The sequence below is a fragment of the Agarivorans sp. genome (assembly GCF_050295395.1).
In the GTDB taxonomy this organism is placed as follows: domain Bacteria; phylum Pseudomonadota; class Gammaproteobacteria; order Enterobacterales; family Celerinatantimonadaceae; genus Agarivorans.
This window is the reverse complement of sequence record NZ_JBNKPP010000292.1, coordinates 18,334-35,573: the sequence shown is the minus strand read 5'-3', so window position 1 is coordinate 35,573 and position 17,240 is coordinate 18,334. Positions and strand designations below refer to the sequence as shown.

At 45.7% G+C, this 17,240-nt stretch carries 15 protein-coding genes; 5 read left to right on the top strand and 10 right to left on the bottom strand.

The genetic code is table 11. The features are described from left to right. Nucleotides 1-24: 24 nt before the first annotated feature. The 5 genes from ACQY6Q_RS17385 to ACQY6Q_RS17365 all read right to left on the bottom strand — a co-directional run bounded on the left by ACQY6Q_RS17385 (nucleotide 25) and on the right by ACQY6Q_RS17365 (nucleotide 5,323). Nucleotides 25-1,209 carry a M24 family metallopeptidase gene (locus ACQY6Q_RS17385; RefSeq protein ID WP_427983387.1) on the bottom strand — a complete coding sequence of 395 codons (1,185 nt, stop codon included), beginning with the start codon at nucleotides 1,207-1,209 and terminating at the stop codon, nucleotides 25-27. A 283-nt stretch (nucleotides 1,210-1,492) separates the two neighbouring features. Continuing rightward, a complete protein-coding gene (gene purB / locus ACQY6Q_RS17380; protein ID WP_427983386.1) occupies nucleotides 1,493-2,860 on the bottom strand; it encodes an adenylosuccinate lyase in 1,368 nt (455 codons plus the stop codon). An 18-nt stretch (nucleotides 2,861-2,878) separates the two neighbouring features. Further along, nucleotides 2,879-3,505, bottom strand: a complete 627-nt coding sequence (hflD, locus tag ACQY6Q_RS17375; protein WP_427983384.1) for a high frequency lysogenization protein HflD — start codon at nucleotides 3,503-3,505, stop codon at nucleotides 2,879-2,881. 5 nt (nucleotides 3,506-3,510) lie between these two features. Next, a complete protein-coding gene (gene mnmA / locus ACQY6Q_RS17370; protein ID WP_427983382.1) occupies nucleotides 3,511-4,614 on the bottom strand; it encodes a tRNA 2-thiouridine(34) synthase MnmA in 1,104 nt (367 codons plus the stop codon). A gap of 76 nt (nucleotides 4,615-4,690) precedes the next feature. After that, the gene (locus ACQY6Q_RS17365) at nucleotides 4,691-5,323 is read right to left on the bottom strand and encodes a pseudouridine synthase (protein WP_427983380.1); all 633 of its coding nucleotides are present in this window, start codon (nucleotides 5,321-5,323) and stop codon (nucleotides 4,691-4,693) included. A 215-nt stretch (nucleotides 5,324-5,538) separates the two neighbouring features. On the opposite strand from ACQY6Q_RS17365, the gene ACQY6Q_RS17360 reads away from it, so the two are divergent. Beyond that, nucleotides 5,539-7,761 (top strand): NADP-dependent isocitrate dehydrogenase, encoded by a 2,223-nt coding sequence (locus ACQY6Q_RS17360; protein WP_427983378.1) that lies wholly within the window; start codon nucleotides 5,539-5,541, stop codon nucleotides 7,759-7,761. 108 nt (nucleotides 7,762-7,869) lie between these two features. Here the strand turns inward: ACQY6Q_RS17360 and cspD are convergent, their stop codons facing one another. After that, on the bottom strand, nucleotides 7,870-8,085 hold the full coding sequence (cspD, locus tag ACQY6Q_RS17355; RefSeq protein WP_055731836.1) for a cold shock domain-containing protein CspD: 216 nt from the start codon (nucleotides 8,083-8,085) through the stop codon (nucleotides 7,870-7,872). A 203-nt stretch (nucleotides 8,086-8,288) separates the two neighbouring features. Between cspD and clpS the strand changes: the two genes are divergently transcribed. Together clpS and clpA are read left to right on the top strand one after the other, a co-directional pair. Then, complete coding sequence (gene clpS, locus ACQY6Q_RS17350; RefSeq protein WP_427983376.1) at nucleotides 8,289-8,606, top strand: ATP-dependent Clp protease adapter ClpS; 318 nt, start codon at nucleotides 8,289-8,291, stop codon at nucleotides 8,604-8,606. 35 nt (nucleotides 8,607-8,641) lie between these two features. Next, nucleotides 8,642-10,891, top strand: coding sequence for an ATP-dependent Clp protease ATP-binding subunit ClpA (clpA, locus tag ACQY6Q_RS17345; RefSeq protein ID WP_427983374.1), 2,250 nt, complete (start codon nucleotides 8,642-8,644; stop codon nucleotides 10,889-10,891). A 75-nt stretch (nucleotides 10,892-10,966) separates the two neighbouring features. Here the strand turns inward: clpA and infA are convergent, their stop codons facing one another. The 4 genes from infA to trxB all read right to left on the bottom strand — a co-directional run bounded on the left by infA (nucleotide 10,967) and on the right by trxB (nucleotide 13,695). Continuing rightward, on the bottom strand, nucleotides 10,967-11,185 hold the full coding sequence (gene infA, locus ACQY6Q_RS17340) for a translation initiation factor IF-1 (RefSeq protein WP_016401030.1): 219 nt from the start codon (nucleotides 11,183-11,185) through the stop codon (nucleotides 10,967-10,969). A gap of 77 nt (nucleotides 11,186-11,262) precedes the next feature. Continuing rightward, nucleotides 11,263-11,952, bottom strand: coding sequence for an arginyltransferase (locus ACQY6Q_RS17335; protein ID WP_427983372.1), 690 nt, complete (start codon nucleotides 11,950-11,952; stop codon nucleotides 11,263-11,265). Beyond that, the gene (aat, locus tag ACQY6Q_RS17330) at nucleotides 11,937-12,641 is read right to left on the bottom strand and encodes a leucyl/phenylalanyl-tRNA--protein transferase (protein WP_427983370.1); all 705 of its coding nucleotides are present in this window, start codon (nucleotides 12,639-12,641) and stop codon (nucleotides 11,937-11,939) included. Before aat ends, ACQY6Q_RS17335 begins: the two co-directional genes overlap by 16 nt. A gap of 97 nt (nucleotides 12,642-12,738) precedes the next feature. Beyond that, nucleotides 12,739-13,695 (bottom strand): thioredoxin-disulfide reductase, encoded by a 957-nt coding sequence (gene trxB, locus ACQY6Q_RS17325; RefSeq protein WP_427983368.1) that lies wholly within the window; start codon nucleotides 13,693-13,695, stop codon nucleotides 12,739-12,741. Nucleotides 13,696-14,117: 422 nt separating this feature from the next. On the opposite strand from trxB, the gene lrp reads away from it, so the two are divergent. Together lrp and ACQY6Q_RS17315 are read left to right on the top strand one after the other, a co-directional pair. Beyond that, entirely contained in the window at nucleotides 14,118-14,606 is a 489-nt protein-coding gene (lrp, locus tag ACQY6Q_RS17320; RefSeq protein WP_427983366.1) for a leucine-responsive transcriptional regulator Lrp, read from the top strand. 118 nt (nucleotides 14,607-14,724) lie between these two features. Then, the gene (locus ACQY6Q_RS17315; protein WP_427983364.1) at nucleotides 14,725-17,232 is read left to right on the top strand and encodes a DNA translocase FtsK; all 2,508 of its coding nucleotides are present in this window, start codon (nucleotides 14,725-14,727) and stop codon (nucleotides 17,230-17,232) included. Nucleotides 17,233-17,240: the final 8 nt, after the last annotated feature.

Below are 17,240 nucleotides of genomic sequence, written 5' to 3'. Positions count from 1 at the left end.
GAGCCTTAGGGCTCCGCTTTATTGTTATTTGATAAACAGCTTTCTGGGAAAGTTGCTTAGCAACTCGACACCGCTATCGGTAATGTGGATGCTTTCGGTGATTTCCATTCCCCAGTCATCTTGCCAGACGCCAGGCATCAGGTGAAAGGTCATACCGCTTTCCAATACTGTTAAATCGCTAGAGCGCAGCGAACAGGTGCGTTCTCCCCAATCTGGTGGATAAGACACACCGATGGGGTAGCCGCAGCGAGCCCCGTTTCTATCTATGCCATATTTCAGCATTACCGAGTCGATGGCGTTGGCAATGTCGGCAGTGAGGTTTCCCGGTTTGGCGACTGCTAAACCGGCGTCGATGGCTTCAATGAGCGCTTTTTCAGCATCGAGAAATTTTTGCGGGGGCTTTCCCATAAAGATGGTGCGTGACATAGGAGCATGATAGCGCTTATAACAACCGGATATTTCAAAAAAGGTGGCCTCGTTACGCTTAAATGGTCGCTCATCCCAAGTGATGTGCGAGGCGCTGGCATCGGCGCCAGATGGTAGTAGGGGGACAATTGAAGGGTAGTCGCCGCCATGGCCATCTACCCCGGCAATAGCTGTTTCGTAGATTTGCGATACCACATGACTTTTAGGTATGCCAGCACTTACCGTATCTAGTATTCGGCGGTGGATTTTCTCGGTAATGCTTCCGGCGATGCGCATATACTCGATTTCTTTTTTGGATTTAACCCCGCGCACCCAGTTAACCAAGTTATTGGCGTTTACCAGGTTGGCCTTGGGCAAGGTGGCCGCGAGTCTAAAGTGGGCCTCGGCAGAATAGTAATAATTGTCTCGTTCGGTAGCGATGACGCAACGTGACCACCCATTTTTTTGAAATATGTTTTCGCCAATCCAAGTCATCGGATGTTCGTCAATATTTTGTACATACTTTTCTGGATAACCAACCAGATTGTCGCGTTGCATAAAACACTTTAACAATGCGGCATTCCTGTCCATGGCGCGGCCAAACCAAATCGGTTCTTCCATATCCAGTGAGATAATTACACCTTGATGCACGTAAAAGGACCAGCCGTCGTAGCCGGTTAGCCAATTCATATTGCCGGGATCGGTGGCCACCATCACATCGATACGTTGTTGCTGCATGATGGATTTAACTTTCTTGACCCGCTGTTGATATTCTTTCTTGGTGAAGGGCAGTTTAGCTTTCAAGATAGTCTCTCCTTATTCATTTACTGAGGCTGCTGCAGTTACAGGGCCGCTGAGGATCGCTTGCTTGAGCTGTCGATAAGCTAATGATTAATTAATAAAAACCTATCTACACTCTACGCTAGCACGATTAAGGCTTGGCTTGAAGGGGATGGGCAATACTAAGTAGGAATATAAGGGGGCGAGAGGCTGCAGGGTGTTTAATTATTAATAAAAAAGCCACAACGCTGTTGTGGCTGCTAAAGCATGTGCTTATGGCTGAGCAGATTGCCAGCCTTAGCTTAACTTACAGTAGGTCAACCAGTTTTACCGCATCACCGATGTAGTTAGCTGGTGTCATTTTTTTCAGCTCTTCTTTAGCTGACTCTGGCAACTCCAAACCGTCGATAAACTCACGCATGGCTTGTGCATTAACACGCTTACCGCGGGTTAGCTCTTTGAGTTTTTCATAAGGTTTTTCGATGCCATAACGACGCATAACAGTTTGTACAGGCTCGGCCAATACTTCCCAGTTGCTGTCTAAATCGCTCAACAGATTTTCTTGGTTAACTTGCAACTTGCTTACGCCTTTTAGGGTTGCTTGATAGGCGATCAGCGAGTAACCCATGGCCACACCCAAGTTACGTAGCACGGTTGAGTCGGTTAGGTCGCGCTGCCAACGTGATACTGGCAATTTAGCCGCTAGGTGGCCAAACAAGGCGTTAGCAATACCTAAGTTACCTTCTGAGTTTTCAAAGTCGATGGGGTTAACTTTGTGTGGCATGGTGGATGAACCAATTTCACCGGCTACGGTTTTTTGCTTGAAGTGACCTAGGCAGATGTAGCCCCAAATATCACGGTCGAAGTCCAGCAGAATCGTATTGAAGCGGGCAATCGCATCGTACAATTCGGCGATGTAATCATGTGGTTCAATTTGCGTAGTGTAAGGGTTCCATTGTACCCCTAGGCTAGTCACAAACTCTTCTGAGAACTGGTGCCAGTCTACTTCAGGGTAAGCGCTTAGGTGAGCATTGTAGTTACCTACCGCGCCGTTAATTTTACCTAGTACTTCAACTGCTTCAATTTGCTTAAGCTGACGGCGTAAACGTGCTACCACGTTGGCCATTTCTTTACCCATGGTGCTAGGAGACGCGGGTTGGCCGTGGGTGCGAGAAAGTAGCGGGGTATCGCGTAGCTCTTTAGCTAAGGCGGTAATCGCATCAATCAGTTTTTGTAAGTAAGGCACTAATACTTCACTGCGGGCTTCGTTAAGCATTAGTGCATGTGAAAGGTTGTTAATGTCTTCAGAAGTACAAGCAAAGTGAATGAATTCAGATACTGCGTCCAGTTCAGCATTGCTGGCTACTTTTTCTTTTAGGAAATATTCAACCGCTTTGACGTCGTGGTTGGTGGTGCGCTCAATCTCTTTGACACGAGCAGCATCGGCTTCACTAAAGTTGTCGTTAATGCTATCTAGAAAGGCGATAGCTTCAGGAGAAAAGGTGGGCACTTCAGCGATGTTTTGCTGTTGAGCCAGTTTTTGTAACCAACGAATCTCTACTCTAACGCGGTATTTAATTAAGCCAAATTCGCTAAAAATACTGCGTAGTTCAGAAGTTTTATCCCCGTAGCGTCCGTCTATTGGGGAAATGGCTGTCAAGGCCGACAGTTCCATGGTGCTCTCCTAAATTAACTAATCAATGGTGTGTAAAAGTTGTAGTGTTTGCTCTAGATATTTCTTACGTGAGAACAATAGCTGACGGCGCTGACCGCCAAGCTGTCGCCACAATACGCAGGCGCGGATCCCTGCCAGCAGTAATGCTCTCACTTTGTGCTGAACGATATTTTGCTGTAGATAGTTAACATTACCCGCCACTTGAATACGTGGCCCCAAGGGACTGATGATGTCACTATAAATATCGGCAATGCCACCCAGCACTTGGGCATCTAATAACTTGAAATGTTGTAATTGGCGCTCTAACTGAGAGATGCGTTCACCCATCATGTTTAATAAGTCTGGGCGTTTGTTCAAGCGGCGCTCTAGGGCTAGCAAACTGACTAAGTAGCGGGTGATCTCGGCATTACGCTTTTCTTGTTTCTGGCTTAGCTGAGTATTCATCACACTTAAGCCCAACTTGAGTTGCGGCAAAGAGCCAAAAACGTCCACGGTTTGTTCGGGATTGGTGACCAAGATACTGTTTAAGCTGGTACTTAACGCGGCCTCTTCACAAGTACTGGTGCGTGCGACGTCTTGAACTAACTTGGCCGCTTGGCAAATTCCAGCAAAGGCAATGACGCGGTTTTCAAGAGAGTGACTCATAGTGCTTAAAGGCCAATTTTTTGTTCGATAATACCACCACCTAAACAGACTTCGTTTAAGTAAAATACCGCTGACTGACCGGGGGTCACTGCAATTTGTGGTTCATCGAAGGTAACTTTAATTTCGCCATTTTCCAAAGGCACGATGGTGCATGGAACATCTTGTTGACGATAGCGTATTTTAACGCTGCAGCGTAGTGTTTCAGTTAAGGGCTTGCGATCTACCCAGTGCAGCTGCCCAGCGATTAAAGCGGTGGACTTTAGGCGAGGGTGGTCGTGGCCTTGACCTACAATTAACACGTTGCGATCAACGTCTTTGTCTACCACATACCAAGGTGTTTCATCGCCGTCTTTGGTTCCACCAATGCCCAAGCCTTTGCGTTGGCCAAGGGTGTGATACATCAAACCTTGGTGGGTGCCCATTATCTGACCCTCGCAATTTTCTATATCGCCGGGTTGGGCTGGTAGGTATTGTGCTAAAAAGTCGCTGAACTTACGCTCGCCAATGAAGCAAATCCCAGTTGAATCTTTTTTATTGGCAGTGACTAAACCTTGCTCTTCGGCGATGCGACGCACTTCGGGTTTTTCTATTTCACCTACAGGAAAGAGCGTTTGTGCGATGTGCTTTTCTTCTAAGGTATATAAGAAGTAGCTTTGGTCTTTATTACTGTCTAAGCCGCGAAGCATTTGCCAGTGACCGTCTTGAAAACGGCGTTGCACATAGTGACCGGTAGCGATGTAGTCGGCAGAGAGTTCTTCTGCGGCAAACTCTAAAAAGGCTTTAAACTTAATTTCCTTGTTGCACATGATATCAGGGTTAGGCGTGCGACCGGCTTTGTACTCTTCGAGGAAGTGTTCAAACACGTTATCCCAGTATTCGGCAGAGAAGTTAATGGTATGAAGTTTAATGCCCAATTTGTCACAGACCGCTTGTGCGTCGGCTAAATCTTCGGCCGCTGCACAATATTCGCTGTTGTCGTCTTCTTCCCAGTTCTTCATAAAAAGGCCTTCAACCTGATAGCCTTGCTCTAATAGCAAGTAGGCTGAAACGGAAGAGTCGACACCGCCGGACATTCCGACGATCACTTTTTTTGTGCTGTTTGAATTCATGCTTAGCTATCGGGAAAAATTTGCGGCGAATTCTATCAGAAAAACTGTGATGAAAACAGCATTTCAATGCCGCAAACTATGCGATCTCCTGTTCTAATAATTGCCGGTATTTTCCGCTGTCTATTCCCTCAAGAGTATAGGGGCCAATTTGATAGCGAACCAGCCTTAAGGTAGGAAAACCAATGGCGGCAGTCATTCGTCTGACTTGGCGATTACGCCCCTCTTTAATGGTTATACTCAACCAAGTGGTGGGAATAGATTTACGTTCACGCACCGGAGGCTCCCTAGGCCAGAGCTCAGGCTCTTGGATCAAGGTTACTTTGGCCGGTAAACACGGCCCATCTTTGAGAGTAATACCTTGGCGCAGTGGGCTTAAGTCTTGCTCACTCGGGACGCCTTCCACTTGTACCCAATAGGTTTTGCTAGTTTTGGACTTAGGGTTAGCTAACTTGTGTTGTAATTTGCCATCGTTGGTCAGTAGTAACAGTCCTTCACTATCACGGTCTAAGCGCCCCGCAGCATAAACATCAGGAATGTTAATGAAATCTTTTAAGGTGGCGCGACCTTGGCCGTCGGTAAACTGGCTTAATACGTCAAAGGGTTTGTTAAACAAAACTAAACGGCGCGGTCCGTTGAGCGGTTTATTAGCTTTAGCTTCCGTCTTTCGTTTAAAACGGCGTGACGGTAACGTTTTTGCAAACTTATTCATGTCGGCAATTGTAACAGCTATTGGATGTACCACTAGTAAAACAATGTTAATGCGTTTGTAAATGGTTTATTATTTTGGCCGAATTAATTGGATGAACGGGGCATAAGTCGTCGAATGATGGATTTAACACCCTGTTACAAACCATCTCGCGGAGGCGAGCAAGTCGATAAATATCGCTAGTAATAGCGAGAGCAACCACAACTTTAGGGACCGACATGACGTCAAAGATTATTTATACCTTAACGGACGAAGCGCCAGCCTTGGCCACGTACTCATTGCTACCTATCGTACAAGCGTTTACTAATGCTGCCGGCGTAGCCGTAGAAACTCGTGATATTTCTTTAGCGGGTCGTATTATTGCCAGTTTTCCAGAATGTTTAACTGAACAGCAACGTATTTCTGATGCCCTAGCCGAATTGGGCGAGCTGGCTAAAAAGCCAGAAGCAAACATCATCAAGTTGCCAAACATTAGTGCTTCGGTTCCTCAGCTCAAAGCGGCGATTAAAGAGTTACAAGCTCAGGGCTATGCGCTTCCAGACTACCCAGAAGAGCCAGGTAATGAGCAAGAGCGCGAAGTTAAAGCCAAATACGACAAAGTAAAAGGCAGCGCGGTTAACCCGGTATTACGCGAAGGTAACTCAGACCGTCGCGCACCCAGTTCGGTAAAACAATATGCCCGTAAAAACCCACATTCTATGGGCGCTTGGTCTAAAGATTCGCTAAGCCATGTAGCTAGCATGAGCCAAGGTGATTTTTACGGTAGCGAAGTATCAACCACCATCGCCGAAGCTGGCAGCGTAGCGATTCAACTTAAAACTGAAGCGGGTGAAGTGATTACCCTAAAAGAAGCCTTCCCGGTATTAGCGGGCGAGGTGATTGATGCCGCCGCCTTAAGTGTGAGTGAGCTGGCTTCATTTATTGAAGCGGAAATTGCCGATGCCAAGGCTAAAGGTGTGTTGTTCTCTTTGCACATGAAAGCCACCATGATGAAGGTATCTGATCCACTGATTTTTGGTCATGTAGTGAAAGTCTTCTTTAAAGATGTATTCACTAAATACGGTGAATTATTTACCCAGCTTGGTGTGGATGTCAGCAATGGGCTGGGCGATGTTTACAGCAAAATTGTTAACTTGGATGAAGCCAAGCAAAACGAAATTAAAGCTGCTATTGAAGCGGTGTATGCCTATGCACCAAGTTTGGCGATGGTAGATTCTGATAGAGGCATTACCAACTTGCATGTGCCTAGCGATGTCATTATCGATGCTTCTATGCCAGCGATGATTCGCTCTTCAGGTCAAATGTGGAATGCCGCTGGCAAACTACAAGATACTAAAGCGGTGATCCCTGATCGTTGCTACGCGGGTGTATACCAACAAACCATCGATTTTTGTAAGCAAAATGGTGCATTTAATCCTACCACTATGGGCTCGGTGGCCAACGTGGGTTTGATGGCGCAAAAAGCCGAAGAATACGGTTCGCATGATAAGACTTTTGAAGTGCCAGCAGCGGGAACCGTTGAAGTGGTGGATCAAGACGGTCAAGTCCTGTTGAGTCAGTCGGTAGGTCAAGGCGACATCTTTAGAATGTGTCAGGTTAAAGACGCGCCAATTCGTGATTGGGTGAAACTGGCAGTGAATCGCGCACGTTTAACCGATACTCCGGCGATTTTCTGGTTGGATGCGCAGCGCGCCCATGATGCACAGTTGATTGCTAAGGTTGAGCGTTACTTGCAAGATCATGATACTGCTGGTCTAGACATCCAAATTATGGCGCCAAACGAGGCAACTCAGTTCTCTTTGGAAAGAGTGAAACAGGGGCTAGATACCATTTCGGTTACCGGTAACGTATTACGTGATTACCTTACCGATTTGTTCCCTATTCTAGAGCTAGGTACTTCGGCAAAAATGTTGTCGATTGTTCCGCTAATGAACGGCGGCGGTTTATTTGAAACTGGCGCGGGCGGTTCTGCGCCTAAACATGTGCAGCAATTTGAAAAAGAGAATCACCTTCGTTGGGATTCTTTAGGTGAGTTCTTGGCCTTGTCGGCGTCGTTAGAACACCTTAGTCAGGTGAGTGACAATCCAAAAGCCGCCGTATTGGCGAGTACTTTGGATAAAGCTACGGGCATTTTCCTTGATCAAAATAAATCGCCTTCGCGCAAGGTTAACGAGTTGGATAACCGCGGTAGCCATTTCTACTTGAGCTTATACTGGGCACAGTGCTTGGCCGAGCAGACTGAAGATCTGCAACTACAAGCAAGCTTTGCCGCTGTAGCTGAAAAACTAGCAGCCGAAGAAGCGACCATTGTTGAACAGTTGAACGCGGCTCAAGGGCCGTCGGTTGATATTGGTGGTTATTACCAACCTAATCGAGAAAAGGCATCAGCAGCAATGCGCCCAAGCCCGATTTTTAACGAAATCATCGATAGCCTTAAATAACCCAGATGTTACCGGAAAAGCGAGCTTAATTCGTTTGTCCTTGGTTCGATAAACACAATAAAAAATGCCAGCATTTAGCTGGCATTTTTGTTGGTTCAACTTAAAGGGCTATTTTTGACTGTCGTCAAAAACAATACTCACTGCATGGCTACCCTTCGGCCCTTGCTGAGTCTCAAACTGAACCGATTGGCCAGCTTTTAAGGTGCGGTACCCTTCCATTTGAATGGTCGAATAGTGAGCGAAGATATCTTCTCCACCGGTATCCGGGCAAATAAAACCAAATCCTTTTGCGTTGTTAAACCACTTAACTGTTCCGCTTGGCATACGACATATCCCTATAATGTTTACCTACCATACTAATTCGAACTAACCGAGTTGCTCACTTTTGAGGCAACTTAGAGTCAGTTGTTTAACAATTTAGTAAAATATTTACTACAGTCAAGTTTTGAATGTATTTTTCTACTAGCCTTGTTAAGTCAAAGGCGTTATGTTGAGAATAGAGTCGTGTTTTAACCACTATAGTTGTTATGAGTAAATTATCAGATTGGCTAGATATAGAAGAAATAGTCAAAGAAGCCGAAAGTAAGACGGCACCCCCACCAATGTATAAGGTGGTTTTGAATAATGATGACTATACTCCTATGGAGTTTGTTATTGAGGTGTTGCAGTTGTTTTTTAATATGGAGTTGGACACAGCGACCCAAGTCATGTTGACCATTCACTATAAGGGAAAAGGAGTTTGTGGGGTTTTTACGGCCGAAGTAGCTGAAACCAAAGCTGCACAAGTAAATAGCTATGCCAAGCAAAATGATCATCCATTGATGTGCACCATGGAGAAGGCATAGCTAAGTAGTATTGATTGTCTTTAGGGGGCCTATGTATGCTAAATAAAGAGTTGGAACAAACGTTAAATCAAGCGTTTAAAGAAGCAAGACAGCAACAGCACGAATTCATGACAGTGGAACACCTGTTATTAGCTTTATTAGAAAATGCCGCCGCAAAAGAAGCCTTATTAGCCTGTGGCGCCAATCTGCATCAGTTAACTCAAGAACTCAGTAGTTTTATTGAGCAAACCACCCCAGTTATTCCCGAAGATGATAGCGATAGAGAAACTCAGCCTACTTTAGGTTTTCAGCGAGTGCTGCAGCGCGCAGTGTTCCATGTACAGTCATCGGGTAACAGTGAAGTGAGTGGCGCTAATGTGCTGGTGGCCATATTTAGCGAGCAAGAAAGCCAAGCGGTGTACTTCCTGAAAAAGGCGGATATTAGTCGCCTGGATGTAGTGAATTTTATTTCCCACGGTATTCGTAAAGATGAAGAACCTAGTTCTGAACAGGGCCAAGTGGATAGCGAGGCTCAGTCTGAAGAAGTTAAGCAGCTAGAAAGCTTCGCCAGTAATCTAAATCAGCTGGTGCTTAAAGGTAAAATAGATCCCCTTATTGGTCGTGACAAAGAGCTGTCTCGCACTATCCAAGTATTGTGCCGTCGTCGCAAGAATAATCCCTTGTTGGTGGGTGAGGCTGGTGTGGGTAAAACCGCGATAGCTGAAGGTTTAGCCTACCGCATCGTGCATGATGACGTTCCTGAAGTGATTAAAGACGCCACCATCTATTCTTTGGATATTGGTTCTTTATTGGCGGGGACTAAATATCGTGGCGACTTTGAAAAACGCTTTAAGTCCTTGCTCAAGCAGTTAGAGAACGCTGAGAACGCCATTTTATTTATTGATGAAATTCATACCATTATTGGTGCTGGAGCGGCATCTGGTGGTCAGCTAGACGCGGCTAATTTGATTAAACCTCTGTTAAGTAATGGTTTATTACGCTGCGTGGGTTCAACGACCTATCAAGAATACAATCAAATCTTTGAGAAGGACCGCGCCTTAGCTCGTCGTTTCCAAAAAATTGATGTAGTCGAGCCAACGATTGAAGATACCACAAAAATCTTACTTGGCTTGAAGAGTCGTTATGAAGCGCACCACGATGTGCGTTATACCAAACAGGCCATGCGCAGTGCTGCTGAATTGGCGGCTAAGTACATTAACGAACGGCATTTACCGGATAAAGCGATTGATGTGATTGACGAAGCGGGCGCTAGCATGCGTATGCTGCCAGCAAGCCGTCGCAAAAAAACCATTGGTACGGCCGATATCGAGGCGATAGTTGCCAAAATTGCGCGGATCCCTGAAGCAAAAGTTTCTTCGTCAGACCGTGAGACTTTACGTAGTTTGAATGACACCCTCAAAATGGTGGTATTTGGTCAAGATCAGGCCATTGATGTGCTGGTAGATGCTATTCGGCTAAATCGTTCAGGCTTGGGCGCAGAACAAAAACCTGTGGGTTCGTTCTTGTTTGCCGGGCCGACTGGGGTGGGTAAAACAGAAGTGACTCAGCAACTGGCCAAAGCGCTTGGCGTTGAGCTGATCCGTTTTGATATGTCGGAGTATATGGAGCGACATGCTGTATCAAGACTCATTGGGGCTCCTCCGGGCTATGTGGGTTATGACCAAGGTGGTCTGTTGACCGACGCGGTGTTAAAACACCCTCATTGCGTGGTATTGCTGGACGAGATAGAAAAGGCTCATGAAGACGTATTTAACCTATTACTACAGGTAATGGATCACGGTACCCTAACCGATAACAATGGCCGTCATGCTGATTTCCGTAACGTTATTTTGGTGATGACCAGTAACGCAGGGGTTAAAGAGACTCAGAAAACTGCCATCGGCTTTAAAGAGCAAGATATGAGCTTTGATGCGATGGATGAAATCAACCGTATTTTTGCTCCCGAGTTCCGTAACCGTCTCGATAATATCATTTGGTTTAACCATCTTAATGAAGAAATCATTGAACAGGTGGTAGATAAGTTTATTGTTGAGTTACAAGCGCAGTTGGATGCTAACGGCGTATCGATGGAAGTGGATTTTGATGCGCGACAATGGTTGTCTGAACAAGGTTATGATAAAGCCATGGGGGCAAGACCAATGGCCAGAGTCATTCGAGAGCAATTGCGTAAGCCCTTGGCTAACGAAATTCTGTTTGGTCGCTTAAATCAAGGTGGGCATGTTGATGTAGGGCTTAAAGACGGCAAACTTGATTTTCAATATGAAGATGAAGTGGCTGAGGTATAAGCCCAACTAAGTTGCATACTAAAAAGCCAGCTTCAAGCTGGCTTTTTAATTGCAGTTCTCTGCAAATGGAGCGGATTAGCGCGCGCGGAAAACAATGCGCCCTTTTGACAAGTCGTACGGCGTTAATTGAACCGTAACTTTATCTCCAGTTAAAATGCGGATGTAGTTCTTGCGCATTTTTCCAGAAATGTGGGCAGTAACAACATGTCCGTTTTCTAGTTCTACACGGAACATTGTGTTAGGCAAGGTGTCTAACACTGTGCCTTGCATTTCAATATTGTCTTCTTTCGCCATTGAGTCCTCTGTTTGACACGCACTTATAAAAACGCAGGGAGAATGCCAGATTTACCGCCTTGTGTAAAGTTTATCCGCTAAAACTCTTGCCATTTCCCATCAATATATCGTTGATTTGGTAAATAGTGGCTTTTGTAGTTCATTTTTTGGCAGGCGTCGATTTGATAACCAAGGTACAGCCAAGATTTATTGGCTTTATTACTCTGTTCTATTTGTCTTAAAACGGCTAAACGGCCTAAAGATAAGTGCGTCAGAGTGGGCTCAAAAAAGGTATATACGGCACTTAGCGCCTGCGGCAAAACATCACAAACACAAACCGCGACCAGCTGCTGTTGATGATAGAGTTTTAAGTAGCGAGTAGTAGACCAGCCTGCGCCTAAGAAGTCATCGAACGCTTTGCGGCTTGTTGGGTACATCGGGCCGTCTTTATGGCGTGCCTCAATGTAGCGGGCGAATAAACGGTAATCTTCATCGTCAAGCTGTTGATGCCATTCGCATGATACTGTGAATGCTTTGTTTAATATCCGCTTTTGTGAACGACTGGCACTAAACTGTTTTACGTTCACTCTTAGAGATTGGCATTGTGAGCAAGCAGGGCAGGCTGGTGCATAAAGGCTATCACCACTGCGTCTGAAGCCGAGTTCGAGTAAGCTTTGGTAGTATTGAGCTTTCTGTTGAGCCTCTGCCAGCAATACGCTGAGTTGCTCTTGCTGCCTAGGTAAATAAGGGCAGGGCGAGGGTGGAGTTAATCCTATAGGTAGTTGCATGGTTTAAGTATTTGTGTTTGCCAGCATGGTGCTGCAACAGGGCTTGTTTTGTGTTGTTCCAGCAAAGCTAAAAATGCTTGTCGAGCCAAAGGCTGCATACCAAGACTAAGTAGGTGGGGGTTTTCTACTTGGCCATCGACATACACGCCGCCATTATTTTTGAAATGCAGACAAAACAAATGAAAAGCTAACTTAGAGGCGTTACTGACTAGGTGAAACATAGACTCTCCACAGAACACCTGACCAACCGCTACCCCATATAGGCCGCCAACTAGGTGCTTGCCTTGCCACACTTCTACCGAATGGGCATGCCCCAGTTTATGTAATTTATTGTAGGCGGTGATCATATCCTGATTGATCCACGTTTCATTTTTTCGAGTGGCCGAGCATAATTGAATAACTTGCTCAAAGGCCATATTAAGGCTGACCTTTAACGCTGTTTTGCGGATTAGCTTACGCATGCTTTTACTGATGTGGTGGGCTTCGAGAGCTAAACCAATACGTGGGTCAGGGCTCCACCATAATACCGGCTGATCGTCGCTAAACCAGGGGAAAATTCCAGCATGATAGGCGGCTATTAAACGCTGTGGACTTAAATCTGCGCCAATGGCTAATAGGCCATTAGGCTCGGCCAGTGCTTTATCGGGTGGGGGAAACGGACGATTAAGTTCTAATATTTCAGGATACACAAATAGCCATTTCTCTGTTTTTGTATTTGTTAACTATATCAAGAATAGCTCAAGTCTAAATATTAAAAAGCCGGTTATTTAACCGGCTTAATAGCATTTAGTCGTTTAGGCTATCGAGGTAGCGTTCGGCGTCTAAGGCCGCCATACAACCTGCGCCTGCCGAGGTAATGGCTTGGCGATAAATGTGGTCAGCCACGTCACCTGCGGCAAAAATACCAGGGATACTGGTTTGAGTGGCGTTGCCTTCGGTACCTGATTGAATACTAAGATAGCCATCTTTCATGGCTAATTGCCCTTCAAAAATACCGGTATTGGGTTGGTGGCCGATGGCGATAAACGCGCCCATTACATCGATATCTTGGCTAGTATCATCAATAACATTTTTGGTTCTCACAGCGGTGACACCCATTTCATCGCCCAGTACTTCGTCTAGGGTTTGATTGAGGTGTAATACGATGTTGCCGTTAGCCACTTTGTCCATTAAACGTTTAGTCAGAATTTTCTCGCTGCGAAATTCTTCGCGGCGGTGGATAAGGTGAACTTCAGATGCAATGTTAGATAGATATAAGGCCTCTTCTACGGCGGTATTCCCACCGCCCACTACCGCGACTTTTTGGTTGCGGTAGAAAAATCCATCACAGGTTGCGCAAGCAGATACGCCTTTGCCTTTAAATGCTTCTTCAGAAGGCAGCCCTAAATATTTTGCCGAAGCGCCAGTGGCAATAATTAATGCATCACAGGTGTATTCACCGCTGTCGCCTTTCAGCCGATAAGGCTTTTGTTGAAAGTCCACTTGATTGATGTGGTCAAACACGATTTCAGTTTCAAATTTCTCAGCATGGGCTTGCATGCGTTCCATGAGCGCTGGACCCGTTAAGCCTTCAGCGTCACCCGGCCAGTTTTCTACTTCGGTAGTGGTGGTTAATTGTCCACCCTGTTGAATACCGGTAATTAATACTGGGTTTAGGTTGGCGCGTGCCGCGTATACAGCTGCGGTGTAACCGGCAGGGCCTGAGCCTAGGATAATGAGCTTGTGATGCTTGGCGTTAGTCATGGTTAATGCAATTCCTTAATAGTCTATGTATGGTATATGAGGGTGCATAAATCGATATCAAGCGTTAGTTTGTGAATATTTCGTTATTGATATGCAGCCACCTATCTTATGCTAAACAGGATAATAGGCTTTACGCATAGCAACAAATAATAAAACTTTATATGGATATGCGTATTTATCTAGCCATTAATTCGGTTTTTTACTTGATAGTGCGTGAATTTTGTGGAATAAATAATGCCTAGGGATAAAACAAAAGTTTATAAAACACTATGCGCTTGGGTTTTAGCTCTGCATCTCGCTTGGAATGACTTATTTATGTGGGAAGGGAACGCCACATTGGTTATGCAAATTTCTTCGATGGATTATGCATAATTAGTCAACACAACTTGGTGTGCTTAGGGACTATAACTGTATCACCACTAATGGAAGCAAAAGGTCGACCAATGAAGGAACTGGATCGTATTGATCGCAACATATTAAATGAGTTGCAAAAAGATGGCCGCATATCAAATGTGGAACTGTCAAAACGCGTGGGCTTAAGTCCAACGCCTTGCCTTGAACGAGTTAGACGCCTAGAGCGCCAAGGTTACATCTCTGGTTACACTGCCATTTTAAACCCTCAGTACTTGGATGCTTCACTGTTGGTTTTTGTTGAAATCACCTTGAATCGCGGCGCACCTGATGTATTTGAGCAATTTAATCATGCTGTTCAACAGTTGGAAGAAATCCAAGAGTGTCATTTGGTTTCTGGTGACTTTGATTATTTGTTGAAAACGCGTGTGGCAGATATGTCGGCTTATCGTAAGTTGTTAGGTGAAACCTTATTACGTTTGCCTGGGGTTAACGATACGCGTACTTATGTTGTGATGGAAGAAGTCAAACAGAGTAATAGGCTAGTTATCAAAAACTAACGGAGACGTTTCCCCCTCCAAGAGGTTTTTGGTAAAGTTAAACGAGCGGCTAAGGCCGCTTGTTTTGTTTTTAGCCAATGGAATTTTGATTGGATACTTTTAGTTCAAGGGAACGCTTGTGACAGATACAACAGACAACAAATTGTCTGGCTTTGCGCGAATCGCAGAAGCGAGTGCTATTGCTCTGGGAGCCTTAGGTGTGTACCTAATGGTGGCTTTGCTAACGTTTAATCCCAGTGACCCTAGTTGGTCTCAAATAGGCACGCAAGAAAGCATCGCTAATGCTGCCGGCAGCTCTGGCGCGTGGTTTGCTGATCTATTGTTATTTAGTTTTGGTTTTATGGCCTATAGCGTGCCGTTTATTTGCGGTTTGTTAGCATGGGCACTGTTTTGGCGACCTTGTCCCATTGCTCAAGTGAGTTTCTTCACTTTAGGCTTACGTTTAATTGGTTTTGTTTTCACTTTCGCCAGCCTAACTACTATGGCGAGCATTCATATTGATGATTTCTACTTTTTTTCTTCAGGAGGCTTAGTGGGAGATATTTTCACTCAGCTAATGATTCCAGTGTTTGGTTTACTCGGTACTAGCATCATTTTATTAGCCGTTTTTGCCGGTGGTATTACTTTGTTTACCGGCCAGTCTTGGGTCTATGTGGTTGAACAGATAGGTGCCGTTCTTACCCGTGCCACTCAACGGGTAACCAGCTTACCGCAGCAAATCAGTCGTTCTAAACAACAAGCTCAACATCAGGATGTATTGATGCGTGATTTTGAGCAGCCAGTGCCTGCGGTGGATCAGCCCATCAATCTAGAACAAAGTGGCCAAATCGCCGACCAGCCCGAACCGTCATTGGATGAGCTGGATATGCAACAAGATATGGAGGCCAATGGGCCGATTGAACCTAGCTTTTCATTGCACCAACAAGATGATGATTTTGAAGCGGCTTTATCTGATGCCAAGCAAGAGCTAGAGTTTGCTTATTCGGATGAGGCAATTGACCCGCCCAGTGTGATTATCGATGAAACGCCGCCAGAGCCGATGCCTGAAATTAGTTTTGCTGATAACGCTGCTGCCCCAGTAAAAGCTGCTCAAACACCTCAGCCTGCAGCAAGACCGGCGCAACCGAGTTTAAGTCGTTTGCCCGATATGAATTTATTGGATCGGCCAGATAAAAAACAAAACCCGATTTCACCCGAGGAGTTGGAGCAAGTATCTCGCTTGGTTGAAGCCAAGTTACTTGATTTTAATATTCAGGCTTCGGTTGTTGCGGTGCATCCCGGGCCGGTGATTACCCGTTTTGAGCTTGATTTAGCGCCGGGTGTGAAGGTAAGTAAAATTACCAACTTATCTAAGGACTTGGCTCGCGCTTTATCGGCGATAAGTGTGCGGGTGGTGGAAGTCATTCCCGGTAAGTCGGTGATAGGTTTAGAGTTGCCGAACCGTTTTAGAGAAATCGTTTACTTAAGTGAAGTCATCGACAGTAGCGCTTTTCATCAGTCGAAATCGCCTTTAGCCATGGTATTAGGTAAGGATATTGCCGGCCAACCGGTGGTAGCTGACTTGGCTAAAATGCCTCACTTGCTGGTAGCGGGTACCACTGGTTCGGGTAAATCGGTGGGGGTGAACGTGATGATTGTTAGTTTGCTGTATAAATCTACGCCAGATGATGTTCGTTTAATCATGATCGACCCTAAAATGCTGGAGTTATCGGTGTACGAGGGCATACCGCATTTATTGTCTGAAGTGGTTACCGACATGAAAGAAGCCGCCAATGCTTTGCGTTGGTGCGTTGGAGAGATGGAGCGCCGTTACAAATTGATGTCCGCCTTAGGGGTGCGTAACTTAAAAGGTTTTAATCAGAAAGTCTTGGATGCGGCTAAATCTGGCAACCCCATTGTCGATCCTTTGTGGAAGCCAGAAGACAGTATGGCAGAGACGGCTCCAGTGTTAGAAAAACTGCCGCATATTGTGGTGGTGATTGATGAATTCGCCGACATGATGATGATTGTGGGTAAGAAGGTAGAAGAGCTGATTGCCCGTATCGCGCAAAAGGCGCGGGCGGCGGGGATCCATTTGATTCTGGCTACCCAGCGCCCATCGGTAGATGTTATTACTGGTTTGATTAAAGCTAACATTCCTACTCGAATGGCGTTTCAGGTGTCTAGCCGTATCGATTCTCGGACTATTTTGGATCAACAAGGCGCCGAAACTTTGCTAGGCATGGGCGACATGTTATATCTACCGGCAGGGACTGGTGTGCCAACACGGGTGCACGGTGCCTTTGTTGACGATCATGAAGTACACGCCGTGGTATCGGCTTGGAAAGAGCGTGGCGAGCCTAATTACATCGATGAGATCCTTAACGGCGAAGCTGGCCCCGATGCGATGTTACCCGGTGAAGTTACTGAATCAGATGAAGAGTTGGATGCCTTGTTTGACCAAGCCGTTATGCATGTAACAGAAACCCGCCGAGGCTCGGTGTCGGGGGTTCAACGTAAGTTTAAAATTGGTTATAACCGCGCAGCACGTATTGTGGAGCAAATGGAAGCGCAAGGCATTGTTAGTGCACCCGGTCACAATGGTAATCGCGAAGTGATAGCGCCTCCACCCGTTAAAATAGATTAAGAGTAAAG

Excerpts from the sequence above, each read along its gene's own strand:
- purB (WP_427983386.1), bottom strand. The coding sequence starts at position 2,860 with ATGGAACTGTCGGCCTTGACAGCCATTTCCCCAATAGACGGACGCTAC.
- hflD (WP_427983384.1), bottom strand. The coding sequence starts at position 3,505 with ATGAGTCACTCTCTTGAAAACCGCGTCATTGCCTTTGCTGGAATTTGC.
- mnmA (WP_427983382.1), bottom strand. The coding sequence starts at position 4,614 with ATGAATTCAAACAGCACAAAAAAAGTGATCGTCGGAATGTCCGGCGGT.
- ACQY6Q_RS17365 (WP_427983380.1), bottom strand. The coding sequence starts at position 5,323 with ATGAATAAGTTTGCAAAAACGTTACCGTCACGCCGTTTTAAACGAAAG.
- ACQY6Q_RS17360 (WP_427983378.1), top strand. The coding sequence starts at position 5,539 with ATGACGTCAAAGATTATTTATACCTTAACGGACGAAGCGCCAGCCTTG.
- cspD (WP_055731836.1), bottom strand. The coding sequence starts at position 8,085 with ATGCCAAGCGGAACAGTTAAGTGGTTTAACAACGCAAAAGGATTTGGT.
- clpS (WP_427983376.1), top strand. The coding sequence starts at position 8,289 with ATGAGTAAATTATCAGATTGGCTAGATATAGAAGAAATAGTCAAAGAA.
- clpA (WP_427983374.1), top strand. The coding sequence starts at position 8,642 with ATGCTAAATAAAGAGTTGGAACAAACGTTAAATCAAGCGTTTAAAGAA.
- infA (WP_016401030.1), bottom strand. The coding sequence starts at position 11,185 with ATGGCGAAAGAAGACAATATTGAAATGCAAGGCACAGTGTTAGACACC.
- ACQY6Q_RS17335 (WP_427983372.1), bottom strand. The coding sequence starts at position 11,952 with ATGCAACTACCTATAGGATTAACTCCACCCTCGCCCTGCCCTTATTTA.
- trxB (WP_427983368.1), bottom strand. The coding sequence starts at position 13,695 with ATGACTAACGCCAAGCATCACAAGCTCATTATCCTAGGCTCAGGCCCT.
- lrp (WP_427983366.1), top strand. The coding sequence starts at position 14,118 with ATGGAAGCAAAAGGTCGACCAATGAAGGAACTGGATCGTATTGATCGC.